At 72.2% G+C, this 26,152-nt stretch carries 25 protein-coding genes, 5 tRNA genes and 2 pseudogenes; 22 read left to right on the top strand and 10 right to left on the bottom strand.

Annotated elements, in window-relative coordinates; all coding sequences use genetic code 11:
* Together B9S57_RS35440 and B9S57_RS14670 are read left to right on the top strand one after the other, a co-directional pair.
* Positions 1-263, top strand: a pseudogene (locus tag B9S57_RS35440) (sigma-70 family RNA polymerase sigma factor); the annotation flags it as partial.
* 36 nt (positions 264-299) lie between these two features.
* Positions 300-803, top strand: a complete 504-nt coding sequence (locus tag B9S57_RS14670) for a GNAT family N-acetyltransferase (RefSeq protein WP_103516015.1) — start codon at positions 300-302, stop codon at positions 801-803.
* Between the two features lie 22 nt (positions 804-825).
* On the opposite strand, the gene B9S57_RS14665 is transcribed toward B9S57_RS14670, so the two are convergent.
* Together B9S57_RS14665 and B9S57_RS14660 are read right to left on the bottom strand one after the other, a co-directional pair.
* The gene (locus tag B9S57_RS14665; protein ID WP_103516014.1) at positions 826-1,272 is read right to left on the bottom strand and encodes a hypothetical protein; all 447 of its coding nucleotides are present in this window, start codon (positions 1,270-1,272) and stop codon (positions 826-828) included.
* Positions 1,273-1,274: 2 nt separating this feature from the next.
* Positions 1,275-1,634 (bottom strand): hypothetical protein, encoded by a 360-nt coding sequence (locus B9S57_RS14660; protein WP_103516013.1) that lies wholly within the window; start codon positions 1,632-1,634, stop codon positions 1,275-1,277.
* Positions 1,635-2,205: 571 nt separating this feature from the next.
* On the opposite strand from B9S57_RS14660, the gene B9S57_RS14655 reads away from it, so the two are divergent.
* The 8 genes from B9S57_RS14655 to B9S57_RS14620 all read left to right on the top strand — a co-directional run bounded on the left by B9S57_RS14655 (position 2,206) and on the right by B9S57_RS14620 (position 13,078).
* Positions 2,206-3,270, top strand: coding sequence for a methionine ABC transporter ATP-binding protein (locus B9S57_RS14655; RefSeq protein WP_103516012.1), 1,065 nt, complete (start codon positions 2,206-2,208; stop codon positions 3,268-3,270).
* Positions 3,267-3,938, top strand: a complete 672-nt coding sequence (locus tag B9S57_RS14650; RefSeq protein WP_103516011.1) for a methionine ABC transporter permease — start codon at positions 3,267-3,269, stop codon at positions 3,936-3,938. The genes B9S57_RS14655 and B9S57_RS14650 overlap by 4 nt, the downstream gene beginning before the upstream one ends.
* A 73-nt stretch (positions 3,939-4,011) precedes the next feature.
* Positions 4,012-4,878, top strand: coding sequence for a MetQ/NlpA family ABC transporter substrate-binding protein (locus B9S57_RS14645; RefSeq protein WP_103516010.1), 867 nt, complete (start codon positions 4,012-4,014; stop codon positions 4,876-4,878).
* Between the two features lie 142 nt (positions 4,879-5,020).
* Entirely contained in the window at positions 5,021-5,659 is a 639-nt protein-coding gene (locus B9S57_RS14640) for a GNAT family N-acetyltransferase (protein ID WP_103516016.1), read from the top strand.
* Positions 5,660-5,779: 120 nt separating this feature from the next.
* Positions 5,780-7,003 (top strand): precorrin-6y C5,15-methyltransferase (decarboxylating) subunit CbiE, encoded by a 1,224-nt coding sequence (gene cbiE / locus B9S57_RS14635; protein WP_103516009.1) that lies wholly within the window; start codon positions 5,780-5,782, stop codon positions 7,001-7,003.
* A 331-nt stretch (positions 7,004-7,334) separates the two neighbouring features.
* Complete coding sequence (gene cobT / locus B9S57_RS14630; RefSeq protein WP_103516008.1) at positions 7,335-10,652, top strand: nicotinate-nucleotide--dimethylbenzimidazole phosphoribosyltransferase; 3,318 nt, start codon at positions 7,335-7,337, stop codon at positions 10,650-10,652.
* 286 nt (positions 10,653-10,938) lie between these two features.
* Positions 10,939-12,192, top strand: coding sequence for a uroporphyrinogen-III C-methyltransferase (gene cobA, locus B9S57_RS14625; protein WP_103516007.1), 1,254 nt, complete (start codon positions 10,939-10,941; stop codon positions 12,190-12,192).
* 61 nt (positions 12,193-12,253) lie between these two features.
* Positions 12,254-13,078 (top strand): RNA methyltransferase, encoded by an 825-nt coding sequence (locus B9S57_RS14620; protein WP_103516006.1) that lies wholly within the window; start codon positions 12,254-12,256, stop codon positions 13,076-13,078.
* A 16-nt stretch (positions 13,079-13,094) separates the two neighbouring features.
* Here B9S57_RS14620 and B9S57_RS14615 read toward each other — a convergent pair whose 3' ends face one another.
* Complete coding sequence (locus tag B9S57_RS14615) at positions 13,095-14,414, bottom strand: serine/threonine-protein kinase (protein WP_103516005.1); 1,320 nt, start codon at positions 14,412-14,414, stop codon at positions 13,095-13,097.
* A 205-nt stretch (positions 14,415-14,619) separates the two neighbouring features.
* On the opposite strand from B9S57_RS14615, the gene B9S57_RS14610 reads away from it, so the two are divergent.
* From B9S57_RS14610 to B9S57_RS14585, 6 genes and pseudogenes are all read left to right on the top strand, one after another.
* Positions 14,620-14,877, top strand: a complete 258-nt coding sequence (locus B9S57_RS14610; protein ID WP_103516004.1) for a hypothetical protein — start codon at positions 14,620-14,622, stop codon at positions 14,875-14,877.
* A gap of 113 nt (positions 14,878-14,990) precedes the next feature.
* Positions 14,991-15,146 (top strand): annotated as a pseudogene (locus B9S57_RS14605) (alpha/beta hydrolase); the annotation flags it as partial.
* A 283-nt stretch (positions 15,147-15,429) separates the two neighbouring features.
* Positions 15,430-15,636 (top strand): hypothetical protein, encoded by a 207-nt coding sequence (locus B9S57_RS14600; protein ID WP_103516003.1) that lies wholly within the window; start codon positions 15,430-15,432, stop codon positions 15,634-15,636.
* 352 nt (positions 15,637-15,988) lie between these two features.
* On the top strand, positions 15,989-16,951 hold the full coding sequence (locus B9S57_RS14595; RefSeq protein WP_103516002.1) for a phosphotransferase family protein: 963 nt from the start codon (positions 15,989-15,991) through the stop codon (positions 16,949-16,951).
* 63 nt (positions 16,952-17,014) lie between these two features.
* Positions 17,015-17,299 (top strand): zf-TFIIB domain-containing protein, encoded by a 285-nt coding sequence (locus tag B9S57_RS14590; RefSeq protein WP_073752021.1) that lies wholly within the window; start codon positions 17,015-17,017, stop codon positions 17,297-17,299.
* A gap of 129 nt (positions 17,300-17,428) precedes the next feature.
* The gene (locus B9S57_RS14585; protein ID WP_103516001.1) at positions 17,429-18,784 is read left to right on the top strand and encodes an OFA family MFS transporter; all 1,356 of its coding nucleotides are present in this window, start codon (positions 17,429-17,431) and stop codon (positions 18,782-18,784) included.
* A 151-nt stretch (positions 18,785-18,935) separates the two neighbouring features.
* Here the strand turns inward: B9S57_RS14585 and B9S57_RS14580 are convergent.
* From B9S57_RS14580 to B9S57_RS14560, 5 genes are all read right to left on the bottom strand, one after another.
* Positions 18,936-19,010, bottom strand: a tRNA-Val gene (locus B9S57_RS14580).
* Positions 19,011-19,033: 23 nt separating this feature from the next.
* Positions 19,034-19,105, bottom strand: a tRNA-Val gene (locus B9S57_RS14575).
* Positions 19,106-19,124: 19 nt separating this feature from the next.
* A tRNA-Val gene (locus B9S57_RS14570) sits at positions 19,125-19,196 on the bottom strand.
* Position 19,197: 1 nt separating this feature from the next.
* A tRNA-Cys gene (locus B9S57_RS14565) sits at positions 19,198-19,271 on the bottom strand.
* 37 nt (positions 19,272-19,308) lie between these two features.
* A tRNA-Gly gene (locus tag B9S57_RS14560) sits at positions 19,309-19,381 on the bottom strand.
* 145 nt (positions 19,382-19,526) lie between these two features.
* Here B9S57_RS14560 and B9S57_RS14555 point away from each other — a divergent pair.
* The 3 genes from B9S57_RS14555 to B9S57_RS14545 all read left to right on the top strand — a co-directional run bounded on the left by B9S57_RS14555 (position 19,527) and on the right by B9S57_RS14545 (position 22,319).
* The gene (locus B9S57_RS14555; RefSeq protein WP_103516000.1) at positions 19,527-20,579 is read left to right on the top strand and encodes a chorismate-binding protein; all 1,053 of its coding nucleotides are present in this window, start codon (positions 19,527-19,529) and stop codon (positions 20,577-20,579) included.
* Entirely contained in the window at positions 20,576-21,397 is an 822-nt protein-coding gene (locus B9S57_RS14550) for an aminotransferase class IV (RefSeq protein WP_103515999.1), read from the top strand. The genes B9S57_RS14555 and B9S57_RS14550 overlap by 4 nt, the downstream gene beginning before the upstream one ends.
* 82 nt (positions 21,398-21,479) lie before the next feature.
* Positions 21,480-22,319: a GNAT family N-acetyltransferase gene (locus B9S57_RS14545; protein WP_103515998.1), complete on the top strand. Its 840-nt coding sequence runs from the start codon at positions 21,480-21,482 to the stop codon at positions 22,317-22,319.
* Positions 22,320-22,342: 23 nt separating this feature from the next.
* Here the strand turns inward: B9S57_RS14545 and B9S57_RS14540 are convergent, their stop codons facing one another.
* On the bottom strand, positions 22,343-22,858 hold the full coding sequence (locus B9S57_RS14540) for a DsbA family protein (protein ID WP_103515997.1): 516 nt from the start codon (positions 22,856-22,858) through the stop codon (positions 22,343-22,345).
* A 154-nt stretch (positions 22,859-23,012) separates the two neighbouring features.
* Here B9S57_RS14540 and B9S57_RS14535 point away from each other — a divergent pair, with 154 nt between their 5' ends.
* From B9S57_RS14535 to B9S57_RS34460, 3 genes are all read left to right on the top strand, one after another.
* Positions 23,013-23,477 (top strand): hypothetical protein, encoded by a 465-nt coding sequence (locus tag B9S57_RS14535; RefSeq protein ID WP_103515996.1) that lies wholly within the window; start codon positions 23,013-23,015, stop codon positions 23,475-23,477.
* A 293-nt stretch (positions 23,478-23,770) separates the two neighbouring features.
* Entirely contained in the window at positions 23,771-24,790 is a 1,020-nt protein-coding gene (locus B9S57_RS14530) for a LacI family DNA-binding transcriptional regulator (RefSeq protein ID WP_103515995.1), read from the top strand.
* A 213-nt stretch (positions 24,791-25,003) separates the two neighbouring features.
* A complete protein-coding gene (locus B9S57_RS34460; protein WP_167526178.1) occupies positions 25,004-25,159 on the top strand; it encodes a hypothetical protein in 156 nt (51 codons plus the stop codon).
* 93 nt (positions 25,160-25,252) lie between these two features.
* Here B9S57_RS34460 and B9S57_RS14525 read toward each other — a convergent pair whose 3' ends face one another.
* Positions 25,253-25,810, bottom strand: coding sequence for a CGNR zinc finger domain-containing protein (locus B9S57_RS14525; protein WP_103515994.1), 558 nt, complete (start codon positions 25,808-25,810; stop codon positions 25,253-25,255).
* Positions 25,811-26,152 lie beyond the last annotated feature (342 nt).

Below are 26,152 nucleotides of genomic sequence, written 5' to 3'. Positions count from 1 at the left end.
GGACCGGATGCCCCGAACGGATCGCGGTCGGAGCCGACGAACGCAGGGCGCTGCGCGCCGCGGTGGGCCGGCTGCCCGGGAGATGCCCCCGCTTACTGGAGGCGATGCTGGCTCCCCACGATCCGACGTACCGGGAAATCGCAGGGGAGTTGGGTATGTCACAGGGCAGTTTGGGTCCGATGCGTTCCCGATGCCTTGGATGTCTGCGCAGAATGCTGGCGGCGGAGGTTGTAGCTCCTGAACTGCGGGGAATGGAGCGGTAGACAACCGGCGGACAGGTGAGCGGGAGGCATGCACACATGGGCATGAGCGTGACCATCTCGGCGGCGGCAGCACAGGACGCCGAGCAGATCTTCAGACTCCAGTACCTCTGTTTCCAGAGCGAGGCCGAGCTCTACGGCAACTACCGGATCGACCCACTCGTCCAGTCCCTCGGCTCCGTCCGTGACGAAGTCGCCGCCGACCTGGTGTTCGTGGCACGCCTCGGTGACGAAGTCGTCGGCTCGGTGCGCGGCTTCACCGACGCGGACGGCACCGGCCGGATCGGCAAGCTCTGCGTCCATCCCCGGCTCCGCAACCACGGCCTCGGCACCCGTCTGCTGCGCGCCGCGGAATCCGGTCTGGCGGACGGGCGTTCGGCCACCCGCTTCCGTCTGCACACGGGGGAGCGCAGCGAAGGCAACCTCCGGCTCTACCGCAAGGCCGGCTACGCCCGGGTGGGGAACACCACCGGGGGCGACGGCGTCCGGCTGGTCCTGCTCGAGAAGGACACCACCGCGCCGGCCTATGTGGCCAGCGCCTGAACGACGCCTGTGACACCCGGTCTCAGGCGTTGCGCGCGCGCCGCAGCCAGAGCATCCCGGTGACCGGAAGGATCACCGGGATGAACAGGTAACCCATGCCGAAGCCCGACCACACGGTGCTGTCCGGGAAGGCGGAGGGCTCCACCAGCGTCCAGGTGCCGACGATCAGCACGCCCGCGAGCTCGGCGGCGCAGCACACCAGCGCCGCCCTGCGCGCCTTCTCGCCGCCGCGCACCAGCGAGTACGTGATGAATCCGTACACCACGGCGGCGACGGCCGACAGGGTGTAGGCGAGCGGGGCCCGGCCGAAGTCCAGGATCATCTCCACGATCGAGCGGGACGCGGCGGCCACCGTGAACACCCCGTAGAACCAGACCAGCACCCGGCCCGGCCCGCTGCCGAGCTCGAACTGCTGCTTCTGCCGGGGGGCCGGAGAGGCGGGTGCCCCCGTGCGGTCGGTGTCGCTCATGGTCAGTTTCCCCAGATGTCGTAGAGCCGCACTTCGAGGACGGCGAGGACGACCGCTCCGGCCGCCACCGTCACCGAGCCCCAGCGGGTCCGCTCCGACAGCGACAGGAACCCCGCCGCCGGCACGGCAGCGAAGGCGCCGATCAGATAGGCGATGAAGATCGTCATGCCCTGGTCGGGCCGCTCGCCGCGCGCCAGCTGCACGATTCCCACGAGGAGCTGCGCCAGTGCCAGCACGGAGACGACCGCCATGCCGATGAAGTGCCAGTCCTTGGTGGGCTGGTCCCGATAGGCGGCGAATCCGCACCAGGCGGCGAGGGCGAGCGCGGTCACGGCGACCGCGACCGTCAGGGCGTCAAGCATGAGGTGAGGGTATTACGGGCGGCCGGAGCCGCCGCGTGCGGGCCCGCACGCGGGGCGGCCCCGGGCCGTGTCCAGCAATCGTGGCCTTGGCCACAGGGTCCGCACGTCATGATCGATCCGCTGCCCGCGGGCCGGTCGGGCGTCCCGGGTGTCAGTGCAGGTCACAGCGGTGCGCAGGGCCGTCCGGAGGTGTCGGGAAACCTGTCCGCGAGCGTCCGCTATGCGGACAGCGCGGTCGGCAGAAACGTTACGTCTGATTTACTTGGGGCATGACCACGACGAGCTACCGCATCCCTGCGACCGAGGCGATTCCCACGCCCGGTGCTCGTTGTATGTGTCGAATGCGCGCCTTCTGAGGGCCCCCGACCGAGCCTCGCGCCCCGAAGCGAGACCGAGCCCGTGCCGTCCGCAACCGGCGGACCACCCCGGCCCGGGCATGCCCCCGCACCCGGCCTTCCGGGTCCGGACCATGCCGAGACTCCCACCGGTCGACCACTGAGAACAGTCTCACCAAGGAATGCCCCGTGCCCGGCGGACACCGCGCCGTGCACTCGACAGCGACGGAAATCCTGTGATCACCACTTCGGGCCTCACGAAGGTCTACCAGTCACGCGGCCGTGAGGTCACCGCCCTGGACGGGGTGGACCTGCACGTCCGCGAGGGCGAGGTCTACGGCGTCATCGGACAGAGCGGCGCCGGCAAGTCCTCCCTCATCCGCTGCGTCAACCTCCTCGAACGCCCCACCGCCGGCACCGTGACCGTCGCCGGCCAGGACCTCACCGCCCTCGCGGGCCGGGGACGCCGGGCCGGCAAGGAACTCCGCCAGGCCCGCAGCCGCATCGGCATGGTCTTCCAGCACTTCAACCTGCTGGACTCGCGCACCGTACGGGACAACGTCGAGCTCCCCCTGGAGATCCTCGGATTCTCCGGGCAGGCACGCACCGCCAAGGCGCTCGCGCTCCTCGACCTCGTCGGTCTCGCCGACAAGGCCAAGGCCTACCCCGGGCAGCTGTCCGGCGGCCAGAAGCAGCGCGTCGGCATCGCCCGCGCCCTCGCGGGCGACCCGAAGGTACTCCTCTCCGACGAGGCGACCTCCGCGCTCGACCCCGAGACCACCCGCTCCATCCTCCAGCTGCTGCGCGACCTCAACCAGGAGCTCGGACTCACCGTCCTGCTCATCACGCACGAGATGGACGTCGTCAAGACCGTCTGCGACTCGGCCGCGCTGATGAGGAAGGGCCGCATCGTCGAGTCGGGAACCGTCGGTTCCCTGCTGGCCACCCCCGGCTCCGAGCTGGCCCACGAGCTGTTCCCCGTGGGCGGCACCGCCTCCGGCCCCGGCTCCACCGTCGTCGACGTCACCTTCCACGGCGAGGCCGCCGCCCAGCCGGTGATCTCGCAGCTGTCGCGCACGTACAACATCGACATCTCGATCCTCGGTGCCGCCATGGACACCGTCGGCGGCAAGCAGATCGGCCGCATGCGCATCGAGCTGCCCGGCCGCTTCGAGGAGAACGTCGTACCGATCGGCTTCCTGCGTGAGCAGGGACTCCAGGCCGAGATCGTGGACGACGGCCCCGCCGTCGCCGTCCCCGCACAGACCCCCGCCACGATCACCAAGGAGGTGGCGAAGTGACCTGGTCCGAAATGCAGCCACTGCTCACGCAGGGAACCATCGACACCCTCTACATGGTGCTCTGGTCCACGCTCGTCACCGTCGTCGGCGGGCTGCCGCTCGGCATTCTGCTCGTGCTCACCGACAAGGGCGGGCTGCTGCAGAACACCGCGGTGAACAAGGTCATCGGCGTGATCGTGAACATCGGCCGCTCGCTGCCGTTCATCATCCTGCTGATCGCCCTGATCCCCTTCACCACCTGGGTCGTCGGCACCTTCATCGGCCCTTCCGCGATGATCGTGCCGCTCGCCGTCGGCGCCATCCCGTTCTTCGCCCGGCTCGTCGAGACGGCCGTGCGCGAGGTCGACCACGGGCTCGTCGAAGCCGTCCAGTCGATGGGCGGATCCATCCCGACCATCGTCCGCAAGGTCCTGCTGCCCCAGGCACTGCCCTCGCTGATCTCCGGTGTCACCACCACCGTCATCGTGCTCATCGGCTACTCCGCGATGGCCGGCGCGGTCGGCGGCGAAGGCCTCGGCTCCAAGGCCGTCACCTACGGATTCCAGCGCTTCGACGACCAGTTCATGCTCGTCACCGTCGTGCTGCTGATCGTCATCGTCACCGTGGTGCAGCTGATCGGCGACGGAGCCGGACGCCTGCTGGCCCGCCGGGGCCGCACCACCACCTGAACCTCATCTCCCCCTGAAGCCCGAACTCCTTGTCCGGGCGCACCACCATCACCACCGGAAAGAGGCACTCTTCGTGCGTAGGAACATCAAGATCACCGCGGCTGCCGCCGCCACCGCCGCCCTCGCCTTCGGCCTCAGCGCCTGCGGCACGGACTCCGACCCGGCGTCCCAGGGCGAGACCGGGGCCAAGGCCGACACCTCCAAGGCCCTGGTCGTCGGCGCCTCCCCGACGCCGCACGCCGACATCCTGAACTACGTCAGGAAGAACCTGGCGGACAAGGCCGGCCTCAAGCTGGAGGTCAAGGAGTTCACGGACTACGTCCTGCCGAACACCGCCACCGAGAACGGGCAGGTCGACGCCAACTTCTTCCAGCACAAGCCCTACCTGGACGACTTCAACAAGAAGAACAAGTCGCACCTCACCCCGGTCGTCGACGTCCACCTGGAGCCCCTCGGCCTCTTCTCCAAGAAGGCCGAGGACCTCAAGGACATCAAGGCCGGCCAGACCATCGCCGTGCCGAACGACACCACCAACGAGGGCCGCGCGCTCCAGCTGCTGGCCGCCAACGGCCTGATCACCCTCAAGGACGGCGTCGGCACCGACGCCACGCTCAACGACATCACGGACAAGAAGGGCCTGGAGTTCAAGGAGCTCGAGGCCGCTACCGTGCCGCGTGCGCTGGACGACGTCGACGCCGCCGTCATCAACGGCAACTACGCGATCGAGGCGGGTTACCAGCCCGGCAAGGACTCCCTGGCCCTGGAGAAGGCGGAGGGCAACCCCTACGCCAACGTCCTGGTCGTCAAGGAGGGCAACGAGGAGGACCCGCGGGTCCAGAAGCTCGCGAAGCTCCTGAACTCCGACGAGGTCAAGAAGTTCATCGAGGACACCTACAAGGGCTCGATCGTCCCCGCGTTCGGCGCACCCGCGAAGTCCTGACCCCCGGGCGCCACTTGCCGCCGGAGCCCCGCACACCCGCACCAGGGTGTGCGGGGCTCCGCCGTGCGGACCCGGCCATGCGCATTCCCCGCCCGATGCTGCATGCTGGAGCCTTTACACGGTCTTCGGCATGGAGCTGCGCATGACTACCACCTTCCCGTCCATCTCCATCAGCACGGACAGGTTGGTGCTGCGCCCCTTCGACATGGAGGACGTCCCGGCGTACATCGAGATGATGAACGACGAGCTGGTCGTCGCCTGGACCGACGCACCGCACCCCTACACCCAGGTCGACGCCGAGCGCTGGGTCCGCAGGATCGCCCCCGCCGAACGCTCCCAGGGCGGCGGCATCGTCTTCGCCGTCACCGAGTTCCTCACCCAGCGCCTCGTCGGATCCGTGCGGCTCCTCAACACCGACCGGCGCACCCTGGCCACCGAGGTCCGCTACGTCACCGCGCCCTGGGCCCGCGGGGAGGGATACGCCACCGAGGCCGTGCTGGCCCTCGCCGAGTGGCTCTTCCGCGACCAGGGCTTCGAGCGCATCGAGCTGCGGACGCCCGCGGGCAACACCGCCTCCCAGCAGGTCGCCCAGAAGCTGGGCTGCATCAGCGAGGGCGTCCTGCGCAACGCCCGCATAGCCAGGACGGCTACCGAGGACGGGGGCTGGACCGACATCAGGACCGATCTCATCGTCTGGGGACTGCTGCCCGAGGACCTGGAGGGCGTCGCCGAGCAGCTGGCCGACGCGGGTGGCTACGGCACGTACAACGACTGGAACTGACCCTCCTCCCTGCTTCCGGGAGCCCCCGGCGGCGCGTTGGTACGGACCGGATACGCTCACCCTTGCTCCGCCCATCCCGCGGAGAGCCCCCGCCTGCTACACCCCAGGAGACTGACGACGATGGCCGACCGGGTCACGGTGATCGGCTGGGACGGCTCGCCACTGACCAGAGCGGCCACGGCGGCGCTCTCGGCCGCCACGCTCGTCGCCGGCGCCGCCCATCACCTCGCGCTCGCCGAAGTGCCCGAGCGCGCGGAACGCATCCGGCTCGGCAGCGTCGACCTGGCCGCCCGCAGGATCGCCGGACACCGCGGGAGCGCCGTGGTCCTCGCCGACGGCGACCCCGGCTTCTTCGGAGTCGTACGCACCCTTCGCAAGCCCGAACACGGTCTCGAGGTCGAGGTCGTCCCCGCCGTATCGTCCGTAGCAACCGCCTTCGCCCGCGCAGGAATGCCCTGGGACGACGCGGAGATCGTCGTCGCCCACCCGCGCACCCTGCGCCGCGCGGTCAACGTCATCCGCGCCCACCACAAGGTGGCCGTACTGACGTCACCCGGAGCCGGTCCCGCCGAGCTCGCCCTCCTGCTCGAAGGCGTGCACCGCACCTTCGTGATCTGCGAGGAACTCGGCACCGCACGCGAGCGGGTCACCGTCCTCACCTCCGACAAGACGGCCGACCACACCTGGCGCGACCCCAACGTCGTCATCGTCATCGGCGGCGGTCCCGAGACCACCGCCAACGGCGCCTGGATCGCCGGCCGCCGCCCCGACCACCCCGAGGGCGTACGGGGCTGGGCCCTTCCCGCCGGTTCGTACGGCCGTACCGGGGAGAGCGGCGAGGGGGAGTCACCCGGCCTGCGCGCCGCGCAGCTGGCCCGGCTCGGGCCGCGCACCGGCGACCTGGTCTGGGACATCGGCTCCGGCAGCGGTGCCCTCGCCGTGGAGGCGGCCCGCTTCGGTGCCGCTGTGCTGGCCGTGGACAGCGACCCCGACGCCTGCACGCGCACGGCGGCGGCCGCCCGCGCCTTCCAGGTGGGCGTCCAGGTGGTCAGGGGCACCGCGCCGCACGTCCTGGAGCGCCTGCCCGAGCCGGATGTCGTACGCATCGGCGGCGGCGGGGTCCCCGTCGTCACGGCGGTCGCCGACCGGCGGCCGGAACGTATCGTCACCCATGCCTCGAACCGCGACGAGGCGGAGGCCCTCGGCGCCGCCCTCGCCGAGAACGGCTACACCGTCGAGTGCGCGCTGCTGCAGTCCGTCGAACTGGACACCGCCGACTGGACGGAGCGCGAACGCTCCGTCGTGTTCCTGCTCTCCGCGGTGCGTTCCGATCTCGCCCCCTGAAGCCCCCGAGCGGAGCGCGAGGTAGGCTGACCGATTGTTGTACCGCGCCCGGACGTTCGACATTTCGTTCGTCAATGTCCGGAAAAGTGGACCGTTTTGGTCGGCGATGTGGTACCGCACAACCGGGGGACGCGCAACGTGGCGCAGTCCACAGCGAGCCGAGGCAGAACTGTCTGTCGCGGCGGCGAACGACCGCGAGAATGTATACCTCCGCGCGCGTTTCGTGCCGCGCGGGGAGCCCGCTCGTTCTTGTTGACGAGCACCGGCGTGCCGTGGTTCGGGCATCCCGGGCGAAGGGCGAAGGAGCACTGACGATGGGCGAGGGGTACGCATGACTGACACCGGCCAGATCCCGGGCGAGGGACTGCCGGAGAACGCAGGCATGGTGGAGCAGCCGGGCATCCCCGCCCCGGACGCCTACACCTACCTCGAACCCTCCGAGCACACCGCCGAGGACGACGACCTCCTTCTGATGCCCGCGTCCCAGGGCGCGTGGAGCGACGCCCCGGCCGCGCCGACGGGCCTGCCCGAGCAGCTTCCGGCGTACGACCAGGCCGCGAACGGCACCCACGGCTCCGGTGTGAGTGACGTCAACGGCGTACGGATCCCGGCGCACCCGCCGGTGCAGGTCGCGGCCGCCGCAGCAGCGCCGTCCCGGCGCCCGCTGCACCGCGGTCCCGCGTCCACCGAAGCGCCCTCCTACGGGGGGACGCCGACCGGCGGTGTGGTCCGCTCGCTCGCGGACCGCGGGCCGGCCGGCCCGCAGACCCCGATGCCCGTGCGGCACGCCGGACCGCCGACGACCGGCCCCGAGTACTTCGACATCCCGGCGGACGACGCGGCCATGCTGCCGGGCCCGCAGCTGGGCGAGATCCCGCCGCAGGGAGCGCCCGCGTGGGGCTCTCCCGAACCGGTGGCGCCGCCGGAGCCTGCCGCTGCTCCCGCCCCCGTGGAGCCCGAGGCGGTGGCGGCCCCTGTCGAGCAGGTCGCGCCGGCGGCCCCGGCCGAGCAGGCCCTTCCTGCCGAGCAGCTCGTTCCCGCGGATCCCGTCGTGCCGGTGGAACCCGTCGCGCCGGTCGCGTCCGTCGCACCCGCAGAAACGGTCGCTCCGGCCCCGGTGGCCGACGTGATGCCCCAGGGCCCCGTCGCGCCCGAGGCGGAGACGTCCGAGGCGCCGCCCGGGGAGGCCCTGGGCGAGGTTCCGGCGGCCGCACCGGCAGAAGTCCCGTCGGCAGAAGCCCCGTCGGCAGTATCCACGGGGGAAGCTCCCGTCGAGGTGCCCGTCGAGACGCCCTTCGAGGCCGCCGTCCCGGCCGAGGCGCCAGGACAGTTCACGCCTGTGGACGCCTCCGTGCCGACCGCCCCGCACCTCGCCCCGGCACCTGTCGCCGACGCGGCCGCCCCCGCCCCCGCCCCCGACGTCGCACCGGCCGCCGAGCCGCTGCCGCAGCCCGTGGTCCCGGTGACGGAGTCCGCGCCGGCCGCCCCCGAGGCACCGGACGTAGCGGATCCCGTCGCCGTCGAGCAGCCCGAGGCACCGGCCGTGATCGCGCCCGAGCCCGAGCCGGCTCCCGAGGCCGTCGCCCTGCCGCAGGCCGGCCCCCAGATGCTCACGGAGCCGGAGCCGGAGCCCGGCACCGGACCCGAGATCATCGAGACCCCGGAAGCCGCGCTTCCCGGAGCCGGTCCCGTGGAGGCACCGGCGGCCGAGGCCCCGGCCGAGGACGCCCTCCGGGTCCCGCTCGTCGACGCCCCGGCAGAGGCCGCTGCGCTCGACGCCGAAGCGGAGGTCGTGGCCCCCGCCGTCTCCCAAGCCGAAGCCGAAACCGAAGCGTCTGCGGACGACGGAGCCGAAGCACCTGCGGACGCCGGAGCCGATGCGTCTGCGGACGACGGGTCCGAGGAGGCCGTCCCCTCCCTGCCCGCCCCCGGCTACGACGACGCGGAGCGCGAAGCCGTCCTGCGCGTGATGCGTGAACGGCGCGACATCCGCAACGGCTTCCGCAGCGACCCCATCCCGCACGAGGTCCTCCTCCGTGTGCTGGAGGCCGCGCACACCGCGCCGAGCGTCGGCCACTCCCAGCCCTGGGACTTCGTCGTCATCCGTTCCGCGGAGACGCGCCGCTCCATGCACGAACTGGCGCAGCGCCAGCGTGAGGCGTACGCCAAGTCGCTTCCCAAGGCCCGGGCCAAGCAGTTCAAGGAACTGAAGATCGAGGCCATCCTCGACACGCCGGTGAACATCGTCGTCACCGCCGACCCGACCCGCGGTGGCCGTCACACCCTCGGCCGCCACACCCAGCCGCAGATGGCCCCGTACTCCTCGGCGCTCGCCGTGGAGAACCTGTGGCTCGCCGCCCGCGCCGAGGGTCTCGGCGTCGGCTGGGTCAGCTTCTTCGACGAGCGCGAGATGGTCCGGGCACTCGGCCTGCCCGACCACCTCGAGGTCGTCGCCTACCTCTGCGTCGGATACGTCGACGAATTCCCCGAGGAGCCCGAGCTGATGCAGGCGGGCTGGTCGAAGCGCCGCCCGCTGTCCTGGGTCGTCCACGAGGAGACGTACGGCCGCCGGGCCCTGCCCGGTGAGGAGCCGCACAACCTCCTCCAGGAGACCATCGCCGGCATCCGCCCCCTGGACGCCAAGGCGCTCGGCGAGGCCTGGGAACGCCAGAAGCGGATGACGAAGCCCGCCGGCGCGCTCGGGATGCTGGAGATCATCTCCGCCCAGCTGTCCGGGCTCTCCCGGCTGTGCCCTCCGCCCGTCCCGGAGCCCGCGGCCGTCGCGATCTTCGCCGGTGACCACGGGGTCCACGCCCAGGGCGTCACGGCGTGGCCGCAGGAGGTCACCGCCCAGATGGTCGCCAACTTCCTCGGTGGCGGTGCCGTCTGCAACGCCTTCGCCGCCCAGGTCGGCGCCGAGGTCTGCGTCGTGGACGTGGGCGTGGCGGCCGAGCTCCCCGCGACGCCGGGCCTGCTGCCCCGGAAGGTCCGCCCCGGAACGGCCGACTTCACCACCGGCCCCGCCCTCAGCCGCGAAGAGGTGCTCGCGGCGATCGAGGTGGGCATCGAGACCGCACGCGACCTGGTGGCGGCCGGCAACAAGGGCCTGCTCACCGGTGAGATGGGCATCGCCAACACCACCGCGTCGGCCGCACTGATCTGCGTCTACACGGAGATGGACCCGGCCGAGGTGACCGGGCGGGGCACCGGCATCAACGACGAGATGCACGCCCGCAAGGTCGATGTGGTCCGCCGCGCACTGGAGCTCCACCAGCCCGACCCGGCCGACCCGATCGGGGTCCTGGCGGCGGTCGGCGGCCTGGAGCACGCCGCCATGGCGGGCTTCCTGCTCGGCGGCGCCTCGCTGCGTACGCCGGTGATCCTGGACGGCGTGAGTGCGGGTGCGGCGGCCCTGGTCGCCCGGGCGATCGCCCCGGAGGCGCTCGCCGCGTGCATCGCGGGCCACCGCAGCGCGGAGCCGGGCCATGTCGCCGCCCTCAACAAGCTGGGCCTGCGCCCGCTGGTCGACCTCGACCTCCGGCTCGGTGAGGGTACGGGCGCGCTGCTCGCGCTCCCCATCGTGCAGAGCGCGGCCCGCGCGATGCACGACGTCGCGACGTTCGACTCCGCGGGCGTCACCGAGAAGTAACCGTCCGGGCTGCCGGCCAGCTCAGGGGCGTACCCGGTGCTCCCGGCCCTGTGAGCCCGCGTCCCCGGCGTCCCCCCGGCCGGACCTACGGCCCACCGGCGACCCAGTGGCCCTGCCACAAGGCCGTCGGGGGCCGGAAGGCGGGCCGGTGACCTCCCCGGCCCGCCTTCCGGCCACCCCGTATCGTGGTCCCACGCGTCACCGCCTCACCCAGCCCACGTCACCGCCGCTCCACCGCCGCAGCGGCCCGCAGCACACGCACCCTGCACGAGGAGCCCGCACGACCATGGCCGAGCATGACGATCACCCTGCCTACCCCGTCGGACTGCGCCTGAACGGGCGCCGCGTCGTCGTCGTCGGCGGCGGTCAGGTCGCGCAGCGCCGGCTGCCCGCCCTCATAGCGGCCGGGGCCGACATCACCCTCGTCTCCCCGTCCGCGACCGCGTCCGTCGAGGCGATGGCCGACACCGGTGAGATCCGCTGGGAGCGCCGCAGGTATCAGGACGGGGACCTCGCCGACACCTGGTACGCCCTCGTCGCGTCGTCGGACGCCACCGCCAACGACGCCGCGTCCGCGGAGGCCGAGCGCACCCGGACCTGGTGCGTGCGGAGCGACGACGCCGAGGCGGCCACCGCCTGGACGCCCGCGACCGGACGCAGCGAGGGCATCACGGTGGCCGTCCTCACCACCACCTCGAAGGGCCGGGACCCCCGGCACTCCGCCGCCGTCCGCGACGCGATCGTCGAAGGCCTGCGCGACGGCACCCTCGCCGCCCCGCACCACCGCACCCGCGCCCCGGGTGTCGCGCTGGTGGGAGGCGGCCCCGGTGACCCCGACCTGATCACGGTCCGGGGCCGTCGGCTCCTCGCCGAGGCCGACGTGGTCATCGCCGACCGGCTCGGCCCGCGCGACCTGCTCGACGAGCTCCCCCCGCACGTCGAGGTCATCGACGCAGCGAAGATCCCCTACGGCCGCTTCATGGCGCAGGAGGCGATCAACCAGGCGCTGATCGACCACGCCAAGGCCGGCAGGTCCGTGGTCCGGCTCAAGGGCGGTGACCCGTTCGTCTTCGGCCGCGGCATGGAGGAGGCCCAGGCACTGGCCGCCGAGGGCATCGCCTGCACGGTCGTCCCCGGAATCTCCAGCTCGATCTCCGTGCCGGGAGCGGCCGGGATCCCCGTCACCCACCGAGGCGTCGCACACGAGTTCACCGTGGTCAGCGGCCATGTGGCACCCGAGGACCCGCGCTCCCTGGTCGACTGGGCGGCCCTCGCCCAGCTGCGCGGCACCCTGGTCCTCCTGATGGCCGTCGACAAGATCGGTGCCATCGCGCAGGCCCTCATCGCCCACGGCAAGTCCCCCGACACTCCCGTGGCCCTGGTCCAGGAGGGCACCACCGCGGCCCAGCGCCGGGTCGACGCGACCCTCGGGAACGTGGGGGAGCGGGTCGTCGCGGAAGAGGTGCGGCCGCCGGCCGTGATCATCATCGGCGACGTCGTCGCGGTCGGCACGGACCCCGCCGGCCCGCTCGAGGACTGAGCGGCCGGAACCCCGCCCGTCCGCCGAACCCCCACCCCACCCGACAAGGCAGTAGCACCCCGTGGCTGAACTCATCACCGTCGACGACCCCGACGACCCGCGTCTGGGCGACTACACCGGCCTGACCGACGTCGAACTCCGGCGCCGGCGGGAGCCTGCCGAGGGCCTCTTCATCGCCGAGGGCGAGAAGGTGATCCGGCGTGCGGCGCACGCCGGGTACGAGATGCGGTCCATGCTGCTCTCGGCCAAGTGGATCGACGTGATGGGCGACGTCATCGACGAGGCGACGGCGCCCGTCTACGTGGTGACTCCGGCTCTGGCCGAGCGCGTCACGGGCTACCACGTGCACAGGGGTGCCCTCGCCTCCATGCAGCGCAGGCCGCTTCCCGACGTCGGCACGCTGCTGGCCCCGGAGCGGGGGAGCGTGCGGCGGGTCGCCGTGTTCGAGGACATCGTCGACCATGCCAATCTCGGCGCGGCCTTCCGCAACGCGGCCGCGCTCGGCGTGGACGCCGTCCTGCTCACACCGCGCTGCGCCGATCCGCTCTACCGGCGGGCCGTCAAGGTCTCGATGGGATCCGTCTTCCACGTCCCGTGGACCCGGCTGGCGTCCTGGCCCCAGGATCTGGGCCTCCTGGGCGAGGCCGGCTTCACGACGGCCGCCCTCTGCCTCAGCGACCGGTCGATCACCCTGGACGAGCTCGTCGCACGGCAGTACGGGAAGCTCGCGCTCGTCTTCGGTACCGAGGGCGACGGCCTCACCCCCGGGGCACTCGCCGCGGCGGACGCCCATGTCCGTATCCCGATGGACGCCGGTGTGGACTCGCTCAACGTCGCCGCGGCCTCCGCCGTCGCCTTCTACGCGACCCGGATCAACCCCGCCTGAGCCCCGCCCGGCGCTCTCAGGGCCCGTCCACCCGCGGCGTTGCGGAGCCGGCTCCCTCGTAGGTCTGCGACGTCGTGCCTCCCAGCCCCCGCGCGGGGCCCTGGCACCCCTGGGCGGCCGCGATCCCGAGGGCCACCAGCAGCGTCACGACGACGAAGACGACGAGGCGCTGACGCAGCAGCCGCGGATTGGCCGGCCGCCGCTTCCCACCGTTCCCCGCCGAGGTCGTCCGCACGCCGGGGCGCGAGGCCTGCCTGCCGTTGGTGCTCCTCGGCCCCTGCACCTGCTGTCCCGGGCGCGGGCCGCCCCGCGTTCCCCGGGCCTGGGACCCGCCGGTACGAGGGGCCGCGGGGCGGGACGAGGCGGGGCGACGGCCCGGCGCGCGCTGCGCCTGGGCGGGCCCGCCCGCGGCGCGCCGGGTGGACTGCTCGGTGTAGGGGCCCTCGAGCCGACCGGTCGGCCGGTCCAGCTCCTGCTCGCTCCGCTGGGCGGGCGGCCGGCGCTCCTGCAGGCCCTGCGCCTCGCGCGCGGCGATCTCCTTGAGCCGCATGGAGAGCTGCAGCGTGCTGGGCCGCTCCTCCGGGTCCTTCGCGAGACAGGCACGAACGAGCGGGGCGAGCGCGTCGTGGACATCGAACAGGTGCGGTTCCTCGTGGACCACGCGGTAGAGCATCACCTCGGAGCTGCCGTGCCCGAAGGGCGAATCCGCCATCGCCGCGTACGCCAGCGTGGCGCCGAGCGAGAACACGTCCGTCGCGGGCGTCACCGCCGCACCACGCACCTGCTCGGGTGCCAGGAAGCCGGGCGAACCCACCGCCGTCCCGACATGGGTGAGCGTGCTGGCCCCGGTCGCCCAGGCGATACCGAAATCGATGATCCGGGGGCCCTTGGGGGAGAGCAGGATGTTGGACGGCTTGAGGTCGCGGTGGACGACACCGGCCTCGTGCACCGCCACCAGGCCCTCGGACAGCGCCGCGCCGATCGAGGCCACCTCGGCGGCCGGCAGGGGGCCCTCCTCGACGACCTTGTCGTGCAGCGAGGGGCCCGGCACGTACTGTGTCGCGAACCACGGGCGGTCCGCCTCCAGATCGGCGGCCACCAGCCGGGCCGTGCAGCCGCCGCGGATCCTGCGGGCGGCGGACACCTCGCGCGCGAAGCGCGAGCGGAACTCCTGGTCCTCCGCCAGATCCGGGCGGATCACCTTGAGCGCCACCCGCTGGCCACGGCGGTCGGAACCCAGGTAGACGACACCCATCCCGCCCGCGCCGAGACGCCGGTGAAGTCTGAACGAGCCGACGACACGCGGGTCCTCGCGCCGGAGCCGCATCATCGCCATCGTCTGCCCATCCCCGCTGCCGGTCCGCCTGACGAGGCACAGCTTACGTACCCGTGGCGCGGCGCGCTCAGAGGCCGCGCCCTCGCCCGCCCATCGATTGTCAGTGCCGGGTGGGAGAATTGAACCGTGGTCAGGGAGCCGGAGATCCAGGCTTCCTGACCCGTGCGAGATCTCAAAGGACCGTCGCAGAAGGGGGATTGGGTCAATGAAGGGCGATCGTGTGGAAATGGTCGTGGACGCGGGTGACACGACCAGGACGTACGAAGTGGTGGCCTCCAGGGCAGGCCGCAGGGTGGAGACAGCGGTCCGCCGGGGTGTGGTGGAAGTGAGTGAAGTCACCCGAAGTGGATCAGTTGTCCGTACCGCCCGTTTCATGGCGACCAGGGTTCTCGCCCTGGTCGAACAGCCGGTCCCCCGGGAGGACGCCTCCGAGCGCCCTCGCGGGGACGACCCCGCCTCCTGACCACTCCGGGCCGGGCCGACCGCGCTCACCGGACCGACGGGGGCCGCCCGAAGCCCTCGCGTGACGACCGCGGCGCGTGACGACCACAGATCCCCGGCCGGGCCGACCGGAGCGATGACGTGTATGTCGACCGTGAGCACGCCCTCGTTACCGCCGACGCGGTGCGTGGACTGCGCACGTGGGTCACCCCCGATCACGCCCACGACGGTGTCCGGGCCGACGCGGCCGTCTCCGACCGACTGCTCCCCATGGCGAGCGGGAAGGCCTGACCCGAGGAGGAGACCTCCGCCGTACGCGCGCGCCAGGTCGCCCGGCGTCCGGAGGGCTCTGAGGGGCACCCCTAGGGACCCGGTGACGTGTCCGACACCGTTTCTCCACCCAGGGGAGTACACCGGGGGTGCCCGGCTCATCCTCTGGGAGGCCCGGTATTCGGTACGCGGGCATGACGCCGGACGGTTCCCGCCTCCCTAGTGTGGAACTCGAGCGGTGGGTGCGGAACTCGTCCCCCGAGGCCGGACACCCGCCGCTCTCCGACAGGTCAGGAGAGGAACCATGGCGGACACGGCCACGCGGACCATGATCCGCACGCACGGACGCAAGGCCTACGCCTCGTTCGGCGTACGCCGGTCCGGCACGCGTCACCCGCTGGTGGCGACGGCCATGGTTCTTCCTCTGGCGGCCCTGCTGGTCGTCGTCTTCGGCGGCTGGGACGCAGTGGTCACACAGGCGTCGTCCGTGGGCGTGATGCTGGGGCGCTGAGCGGCGCCCCGGGTCCGGAAGAGCGGTCCGGACCGGGACATCCGGCCAACAGCCCCGTGGGGACGGGGGTGCGGCGGACGGCAGCGTTTGTCCGGCCAGCTGGGGAGCTGGCCGGACATCGCGCTGTCCGGACCCGTTTCCGGAAGATCCTCGGGCACGCGCAGCCCGGAGGGCGTCCGTGCACACGCGACCCGAGCCTCCTTGTGCGCCCGTGAACCGAGTGTCCTCGGGCACCCGCCACCCGGAGGGCGATCAGCCGCTTGCGGGGCCGGCCGGGAGCAGCCGCGTACGATCGCCGCCGGGGCCGGCCGCGGGGCCGGCCGACCACCGTCGCGGGAGCGGAGCCGAGCCGATGACCACCACCTCTCTCCTCCGTGCGCTGGGCGAGCTCGCTCACGACCACGCGCACGCGGGTGCGGCGGCATGCGCCTGCGCCCCGCCCCGCATGCTCGCGGACCGGCCCGACGGCACGGTGGTGCGCAGCGGCCACGTCGTCGCCAAGGCCCACGCACCCGACACCGAGACCCCCGCTCTGGTGGCCCGGATGTCCCTGGCGGCGTCCCCCCGGCTGGAGGGCATCCTGCTCCAGCCGCTCGGCACGGCCGACAGCCCGCCCGCCGGCGCGGAGGGCCGCACTGTGAGCCTCTGGCCCTACGGGGCGCCCGTCGATCCCTCGGCCCCCGACGCCGCGCCCTGGGAGGAGGCCGCCGTCCTTCTGGCCCGGCTGCACCGCACCCCGCCGCCCCACCCCCTCCCCCCGATGCGCGGACCGGTCAAGGCCGCCCGTGCTGTCGCCCGGATGTGTGCCGCCCGCCCCGGCGATCCGGCCGTCACTCCCGTGCTGGCCGCCTGGCGGGGGCTGCCCGGGTGGGCCCGCGCGGAGGACGCGATGCCCGGGCACCGTGACGGATTCGTCTGCCACGGGGACCTCCACCTCGGCCAGCTCGTCCGGCACCCCGCGCCGCACGGCCCCTGGCTGCTCATCGACATCGACGACACCGGCCTGGGCGACCCCGCCTGGGACCTCGCCCGCCCCGCCGCCTGGTACGCGGCAGGGCTGTTGGCGCCCGGGGTCTGGCTGCGCTTCCTCGGCGCCTACCGGTCGGCCGGCGGCCCGGCCGTGCGGGCGGAGGGGGACCCGTGGCCCGAGCTGGACGTCGTGGCGAGGGCGCTCACCGTGCAGACGGCCGCCCTCGCCCTGGCCAAGTCCGTTGCGGAGGAACGTAGTCCGGATGAGGTGGAACAGTTGATGATCGACGCATGTGCCCGCATTGCGTCCCTCCCGCCCGAGTTGGTGTCCGACGGCGCGTCGTAGGGTGAAGCGATCGCCGCCGGGCATGCATTCCGGCGACGTCGTCACGACCTGAGGAGCCGACCGATGATCCAGTGCCCCAAGTGTCACGCCCAGATGCACACGTACAACCGCAACGGCGTCCAGATCGAGCAGTGCAGCGGCTGCCGGGGGATATTCCTCGACTACGGCGAGCTGGAGTCCCTGACGCGCCTGGAGTCGCAGTGGGCCCAGCAGGCCCCGCCCCCGCCGCCCGCCCCGCAGGCCTACCCCGCCGCGCAGGCTCCCGCCTGGGGTGCGCCGCACCAGGGCGGTCACTACGGCGGCCACCACCGTCAGAAGAGCTTCGGCCGGATGCTGTTCAGCTCCTGAACGGTCCTCACTGCGGGTGCCGCCGCAGGGCGGGTCCGGGCCCGGCGCCCGGACCCGCATTGCATACGGTCGACGGACTTCCGTTCATGATCTAGTCATGGTCATGGCAGATGCCTAAAGTGCGGGTCCATGAACTTCCTCGACAGGTCCCGAACTGTCGCGCCCCCGGGGTGGAGCCGCTGGCTCGTACCACCCGCCGCGCTCGCCGTGCACCTCTCCATCGGACAGGCCTACGCCTGGAGCGTGTTCAAGCCTCCGCTCGAATCCGCTCTCGACCTCTCGGGCACCGCGAGTGCTCTCCCGTTCCAGCTGGGCATCGTCATGCTCGGCCTCTCGGCCGCATTCGGCGGCACCCTCGTCGAACGCAACGGCCCCCGCTGGGCGATGTTCGTCTCCCTCGTCTGCTTCTCGACCGGATTCCTCGTCGCCTCGCTCGGCGCCGCCACCGGCCAGTACTGGCTCGTCGTCCTCGGCTACGGCTTCATCGGCGGCGTAGGCCTCGGCATCGGCTACATCTCCCCGGTCTCCACGCTCATCAAGTGGTTCCCCGACCGCCCCGGCATGGCGACCGGCATCGCCATCATGGGTTTCGGCGGCGGTGCCCTCATCGCCTCGCCCTGGTCCACCGGGATGCTGGAGAGCTTCGGCGCGGACCGCTCCGGCATCGCCACCGCCTTCCTGGTCCACGGTGTCGTCTACGCCGCCTTCATGGCGCTCGGCGTCTTCCTCGTACGGGTGCCGCCGGAGGGCTGGCTCCCCGAGGGCTGGGAACCGAAGCAGGAGACCCGCAGCCTCGTCACCGACGCCCAGGTCTCCGCCCGCAACGCCCTGCGCACACCGCAGTTCTGGTGCCTCTGGGTGGTCCTCTGCATGAACGTCACGGCGGGCATCGGCATCCTCGAGAAGGCCGTGCCCATGATCCAGGACTTCTTCGCGGACACCTCCGCCCCGGTCTCGGTCTCCGCGGCGGCGGGCTTCGTCGCCCTGCTCTCGCTGGCCAACATGGGGGGCCGCATCCTGTGGTCCTCCACGTCGGACCTGATCGGCCGCAAGAACATGTACCGGGTCTACCTCGGCGTCGGCGCGCTCATGTACGTGATCATCGCGCAGCTGGGCAACGACTCGAAGCCGCTCTTCATCTGCTGCGCGCTCGTGATCCTGTCCTTCTACGGCGGCGGTTTCGCGACGGCGCCCGCCTATCTGCGTGACCTCTTCGGCACGTACCAGGTGGGAGCCATCCACGGCCGGCTGCTGACCGCCTGGTCCACCGCCGGGGTGCTCGGCCCACTGATCGTCAACCGGGTCGCGGACGCGGGGGAGCGCGCCGGGCACAGTGGCCCCAGCCTCTATGCGACCTCCCTGGCGATCATGATCGGGCTGCTGGTCGTCGGATTCGTCGCCAATGAATGCATCCGCCCGGTCCACCCGCGTTTCCACGAGGCGCAGCCACAGGAAGGGGGTCCCCGTGTCCACCAGCAGTCGTAAGCCGCTCATGGCGTTCGTCTGGCTCTGGGTCGCCGTGCCGTTCGGCTACGGGCTGTACGAGCTCGTCCGCAAGGCCACCCAGCTCTTCACCGGCTGACCCGCACCGCCCACGACGAAACCCCCGGTCGTCGAGACGACCGGGGGTTTCGGCTGGTGCGCGATACTGGGATTGAACCAGTGACCTCTTCCGTGTCAGGGAAGCGCTCTCCCGCTGAGCTAATCGCGCAGGGTGACCCTGCGTGTACTGCGTGCGCGATACTGGGATTGAACCAGTGACCTCTTCCGTGTCAGGGAAGCGCTCTCCCGCTGAGCTAATCGCGCGGGGATCCTTGCGGATCGGTGGACGATACTGGGATTGAACCAGTGACCCCTTCCGTGTCAGGGAAGTGCTCTCCCGCTGAGCTAATCGTCCTTGGAGGTGGAGACGGGATTTGAACCCGTGTAGACGGCTTTGCAGGCCGTTGCCTCGCCTCTCGGCCACTCCACCAGGGGTGGGGGGTCGGGTAGATCCCCCACCTTCTGCGAGCGGACGACCAGGTTCGAACTGGCGACCTCAACCTTGGCAAGGTTGCGCTCTACCAACTGAGCTACGTCCGCTTGTCTTTCCCGGTCCGCTTGCGCGTCCCGGCGACGTGTTGAACTCTAGCGGATTCCCGGGCCAGCACAAAAACGCGTTTGCGCAGCGTGCTGCGCCACCGTCGCCCGCCGCAGGTCATCCGCGTACCGCCCTAGACTCGGTCACGTGCCCGACCTCACCCCCCTCGCCCGCTTCGGTGGCCTCGTCGCCTCCGGTCTGCGGGATGTCACCAGCGACCCCGCAGCCCTGGAATCGTCCGGTTTCTGGGCGGTATGCGCAGATTTCGAGGGTGCTCCGGTCTGTGCCCGCTTCGACTCCGTCCGGTCCGAGGAGGTCCCCCTCCCCGTGCCCGGGGCCTGGCGGGGGCCGGCCCCGGGTGACTGGACATCGTCACTGGACGAGCACGCCTACACGGCCGGTGTGCGGCGGATCCGTGAACACATCGCGGCCGGTGAGGTCTACCAGGCCAACCTCTGCCGGGTCCTGTCCGCACCGCTGCCGGGGCCGCAGGCCGACGTGGACGCCCTCACCGCCCTGCTCGCCCGGGGCAACCCCGCGCCGTACGCGGGCACGGTCCGGCTCCCCGCGCACGGCGTGGAGATCGCCACCGCGTCCCCCGAGCTCTTCCTCGCACGGGACGGCCGGACCGTCGAATCCGGTCCGATCAAGGGCACCGGGCGCACCGAGGGCGACCTGCTGGAGAAGGACCACGCCGAGAACGTGATGATCGTGGACCTGGTCCGCAACGACCTGGGCCGTGTCTGCGTGCCGGGCAGCGTGAGCGTTCCCGACCTCTGCGCCGTGGAGAAGCATCCCGGGCTGGTCCACCTCGTCTCCACCGTGCGCGGCCGGCTCGCCGACGGGGTGGGATGGCCGGAGCTGCTCACCGCGTCCTTCCCGCCCGGGTCCGTCACCGGGGCGCCCAAGTCCAGCGCCCTGCGGATCATCGAAGCTCTGGAGACGGCGCCCCGCGGCCCGTACTGCGGAGCGGTCGGCTGGGTGGACGCGGACCGGGGTACCGCACAACTGGCCGTCGGCATACGCACCTTCTGGATCGACCGCGCCGGGCCCGCCCCGCTGCTGCGCTTCGGCACCGGAGCCGGCATCACCTGGGGATCCGACCCCGCCCGCGAATGGGCGGAGACCGAGCTCAAGGCCTCCCGGCTGCTGGCTGTAGCGTCGGGCACCCACGAGGAGGCAGGAAGGACCACGTCATGAGGATTTGGGTCAACGGCGGACTGCGCGACGCCGATGACGCCCGGCTGTCCGTGCTCGATCACGGGCTGACGGTCGGCGACGGCGTCTTCGAGACGGTCCGGGTCTCCGCCGGCCGCCCCTTCGCCCTCACCCGGCACCTCGGCCGGCTGACGCGTTCGGCCAGGGGGCTGGGCCTGGCCGACCCCGACCACGACGAGGTCCGCCGTGCGGTCGACGCGGTGACGGGGTCCAACCCCATGGAGCTCGGCCGCCTCCGGATCACGTACACCGGCGGCCTCTCGCCGCTCGGCTCCGACCGCGGCGACGCGGGCCCGACCCTGGTCGTCGCGATGGGGGAGACCTCACGCCGCCCCGACAGCACGGCCGTGGTCACCGTCCCCTGGACGCGCAACGAGCGCGGCGCGGTGACGGGGCTCAAGACCACCTCGTACGCCGAGAACGTCGTCGCTCTCGCGCGCGCCCACGAGCAGGGTGCCTCCGAGGCGCTCTTCCCCAACACGGTCGGACAGCTCTGCGAGGGCACCGGCTCCAACGTCTTCGTCGTCCTCGACGGCCGGATCCACACGCCCCCGGTCACCTCGGGATGTCTCGCCGGGATCACCCGCGTCCTGGCCGTGGAGTGGACGGGGGCGCAGGAGACGGACCTCCCCCTGGACGTGCTGGAGCGGGCCGACGAGATCTTCCTGACCTCGACCCTCCGCGACATCCAGGCCGTCCACCGCGTCGACGGACGCGAGCTGCCGGGGGCTCCCGGGCCCGTGACGGCGAAGGCCATGCGGGTCTTCGCCGAGCGGGCGGCGGACGATCTCGATCCGTGAGCCGCCCGCGGGGCCCCGGATTCCGGGGCCCGGAATCCGGAAAAGGGATGACGGCTCGCCGTCCAGCGGATAGAACACCCTGATGACCACGACCATCCGGCCCACCGGGCCGGTCCAGCAAGACGCCGACGGCGTCCGGGCGCGCACGTACGACGTGTGCGACAACGGGCGGCCCGTGGGCGCCGTCTCCCTCTCCACCGACCCGGCGTTCGGCCCTTCGGCGGGGGTGCTCCGGTCGCTCGGCATCGACGAGGCGCACCGCAGGCGGGGCCGCGGGACCATCGCGGCGCTGGCCGCCGAGGAGGTGCTGCGCGGCTGGGGCTGTACCCAGGTCCGCACGGTCGTCGTCCCCGCGGACAGCGACGGCGCCCGGTCCTTGGCGGCCGCGCTCGGCTACACCGAGCGGAGCCGGAACATGGTGAAGACCCTCCGGCGGACCGCTCCCGCGCTGCCGGCCGGGGTCACGGGGCGTCCGATGACGGAGCAGGAACACGCGCAGTGGGCGGCCACCAGCGCCGCGACCTACGCGCGGGAATGGGTGGCGCGCGGAGTCCCGGAGGAACAGGCCCGGCACAAGGCGGAGACCGACCACGCCCTCAACCTCCCGGACGGCCTGGCCACCCCCGGCATGTACTTCCACGTCCTCGTCCACGACGGGGCCGTCGTCGGCCATGTCTGGGTGGCCCGACGCGAGGGGACGGACGGCGACGACCTCGGCTACGTGTTCGACGTCGAGGTGGGCGAGGAGCACCGGGGGCGCGGCTACGGCCGGGCGCTGATGCACCTCGCGGAGGACGTCACGCTCGACGCCGGGCTCGGGGTGCTCGGCCTGCACGTCTTCACGACCAACACCCCCGCGCTGCGGCTGTACGAGTCGCTCGGCTACGAGATCACGCAGTACAACCTGGCCAAGGCGCTGTAGCCGGCCGCCGGAATCCCCGGTGGTCAGCCCTCGTCGGCGAGCAGGCGGTCGGCGATCTCCTCGATCCGCTCGCGCAGCCCCTCCTGACTCTTCCCGCCGTCCAGCCGCTCGTCGCCGACCACGTACGTCGGGGTCCCGGTGACGCCGATCGCCTTGCCCTCGGCCTGGTCCGCGTCCACGATCAGGAGGTGCCGGCCGTCGATCAGGGCCGTGTCGAACTCCTCCGCGTCGAGCCCCAGTTCACCCGCCACCTCGATCAGCAGGGGCTCGCCCGCGCGGGTGAGGTCGGCCGTGCGGGCCAGCACGGCCTCGACGTAGGGCCACCCCTTGCCCTGGACGACGGCCTCCTCGGCGGCCTGAGCCGCCGCGTACGCGTGCTTGTGCTTCTCCAGCGGGAAGTGGCGCAGTCGGACCTCCAGCCGGTCGCCGTAGCGGGCGCGCAGCGCGTGGACATCGGACAGGGCCTGGTGGCAGTCGGGGCACTCGAGCTCGCACCAGAGGTCGAGGACGACCGGTGCGGCGGAGGAGGAATCGCTCATGCGCGCAGTCTTTCAGGCCGTGGCGGCCCCTCCCAACCGGGACCTGGGGAGGAGTGGGGCCCTGAAATGTCCCTGATGTGGTCCCGGACCGTGGCCCCATCGAGGGTGGCCGGTGCAGGATGGAAGGGACGTATCCCGAGCGCTGGAGGCCCTGATGCTTGCCGAGACCATCTGTTCCGCGGTGTCGGCGGCCGGTTTGGGTATCGCCGCGATCACCGCCTACCGGAAGCGCTTCCTCGCGGCGACCCGGATCGCCGCCTACTCCCTGGTGCCGGTCGGCCTGGTGATGACCGGGGTCGTCGAGTGGGTGTCGGACATCGCCTTCAAGCCGAGCGTCTGGCTGGGCTTCGGCCTGCTGGCCCTCGCCTGGCTGCTCTTCATGACCACACGTGCCGTGGAGCGCCGCAGCGGATCGACGCGCAAGGACCGTAAGGCCGCGCGGGCCGCGGAGCGGGGCGGCGCCGTCGCGCCGAAGGCCTCGTCGCCCTCGCTCACCTCCGGGGCCGAGGCCACGGGTGCGCGGGCGCAGGACAAGCAGGGGAAGAAGCCGCAACAGGCGGCCGCGCCCGGCGAGGACTTCAGTGACATCGAGGCGATCCTCAAGAAGCACGGGATCTGACGGGCGCCTGCGGCCCTCCTGGCCGCCCGTCACCTGCAGGGGGTATGAATCGATTCATGTCGTGCCGGGTGCCGAAAGGGCAGGTGTGCACCCAAGGGCTCGGTATATTCAGGTCCTGTCGTCCCGATCTTGACGGTATCCCGTGGATGCGGCTAGCGTCCCGAGGGATTGAAACAATTCAATCCGGTAGGGCGTGACCCGGGGCGACGGCGCGACGGACCGCACCGTACGTCCGTCCATGGGCCAGGGACCCGGCGCCGACGGCGGCCGGACGCATCAGTGGGGCAGGACAAGTGGGTCGTGTGGCAGGGATCAAGGACGTGGCCCGGCAGGCCGGAGTCTCGGTGGGCACGGTCTCCAACGTGATCAACCGCCCCGAGGCGGTGCTTCCCGACACCCGCGCACGGGTGCTGGCGGCGATCGAGGAGCTCGGATACGTACGCAGTGAGTCCGCCAGGCAGCTCAGGGCGGGCCGCAGTCGCATCATGGCCCTGCTCGTGCTGGACATGGGCAACCCGTTCTTCGTCGACATCGCGCGCGGCGCCGAGCGTGCCGCCCGTGAGGCCGGTCTCGGCGTGATGGTGTGCAACAGCGGCCAGAGCCAGGAGGAGGAGGCCGAATACCTCGGGCTCTTCGCCGAGCAGAGGGTCTGCGGGGTGCTGGTCACCCCGGCGGACGCCACCGGCGGCAATCTCGAGGCCTTCGCCCGCCACCGGATCCCCTACGTGCTGGTCGACCGGGTGGCGACGTCCACCGACAGCTGCGCCGTCTCCGTGGACGACGTGCGCGGCGGGATGCTCGCCGTCGGGCATCTCGTCTCGGGGGGTCACCGCTCCGTGGCCTATGTGAGCGGCCCCGGCGATCTCCACCAGATCAGGGACCGCCGGGAGGGGGCCCTCGCGGCGCTCGCCGAGGCCGGCCTCGGCCCCGAGGCGCTCGTCGAGATCCCCTCCGACCGGCTGGACGTGGCCGCGGGCCGCGACGCCGGTGCCAGGCTGCTCGGCCTCGTGCCCCGGCCGACCGCCGTGTTCTGCGCCAACGACCTGCTGGCGCTCGGCGTCCTGCAGTCGCTGTACGCCGCCGGCGTGCGGGTGCCGCAGGACGTCGCGATCGTCGGCTACGACGACATCGAGTTCGCCGCGGCCGCCGCCGTGCCCCTCACCTCGGTCCGGCAGCCCGCCGTGGTGATGGGCAGGATGGCGGCGGAGCTTCTTCTCGAGGAGGCCGACGACGAGGGCGGGAGCCACCGGCACCGCAGTGTGGTGCTCCAGCCGGAACTCGTCGTACGGGCCTCCAGCTCCGCCCCGCGCTGACGGAACCCGGCCGCGGTGGGCGCAGCGGGCCGTACGCAGCGGAGGCTCCGCCGGGATGCCTCCCGGGCGGACGTGCGGGGGCCTCCGAGGCGAACGCGCGAAGGGCGCTCGGACGCGGAAGCGAATTCGTTGATACCGGTGCGGGTGAACCAGCCCTGGGAAAGCCCCTGTTGATCGCCAACAGGGGGCGCGCTGCGTCATGATCGCAACGAGATGGTGGACACATCCCGGGGCGAGGCCCCCGCACCCCCTGCCGAAGAGCCGCGTGGCTGCCTCTTCGCGCTTTCCCAGCCGCCGTTGATGATCTTCCTGACGGTGGTCGGCGGCCTGCTGCTGATGGCCGCGCTGCACGATCTCTTCCTCCTGTGAGCGACCCGGGGCCGGGGCGCCCACCGGGTCGTCCGCCGCCCGGCGGACGGCGGACGACCGCCCGACGGACGACCGCCCGGCGTGGGCGGGGAGTCAGTGTTCGGCCTCCCGGCGCCGGGCCCGGTAGGCGGCGACATGGAGGCGGTTGCCGCAGGTGCGGCTCGAGCAGTAGCGGCGGGAGCGGTTGCGCGACAGGTCGACGAAGGCGTCCCGGCAGTCCGGGGCCTCGCAGCGCCGCAGCCGTTCCCGCTCGCCCGCCACCACGATGAAGGCCAGGGCCATGCCGCAGTCGGCCGCCAGGTGGTCCGCTACCGAGGCGTCCGGCGCGAAGTAGTGGACGTGCCAGTCGTAGCCGTCGTGGTCGGTGAGCTGTGGCGTGGTGCCGGCGGCCGCCACCAGGCTGTTGACGAGGTCCGCCGCCGTACGGGCGTCGGGCGCGGCGAATATCTCGGCGAACCTGCTCCGGACGTCCTGCACGGCGCGCAGGTCCTTCTCGCCGAGGGTTCCGACGCCGCTGATGCGGTGGCGCTCCGCGAAGGCGTAGAGCGCGGTGAGCTCACCGAGTTCGTCGCGCCCGTCGTCCTCCGGTGCGGTGTTCACAAGATCGACCACCGTTTCGAGGGCGATCCGGGTGTCGTGTGGGATCAGCACGCTTCGCTCCCTGGCCTCCGGCGGACGGGCGTCCGCCGATGCCGGCTGACTCTACTGGCTCGGCGAGGTCGCTCAGGGCCCGGTGCGGGCTTACGGGGAGGCGGCGGACCCATTTCCCGGTCCGGCGCCCCCGAGCGGCCCCTGGCGCCTTCTGGCGGCTTCCGGGGCCGACGTGACGGTGAGGGTGAGGTGCGTGGTGCGGGTGAGGCGTTTTTGGGAGGGGTGGGACCGGCCTGCGAGGCGGGGCGGCCCCGGGAGGCGTGACTCCTGGTCCGGGGTGCTCGCAGAGGGGCCGGAGCCGATGCGCCGCGCGGAGCGCCGTCGCCGCGGAACCCACCGCGG

The sequence above is a fragment of the Streptomyces sp. SM10 genome (assembly GCF_002910915.1).
In the GTDB taxonomy this organism is placed as follows: Bacteria; Actinomycetota; Actinomycetes; order Streptomycetales; family Streptomycetaceae; genus Streptomyces.
This window is presented reverse-complemented; position numbering and strand designations above follow the sequence as displayed.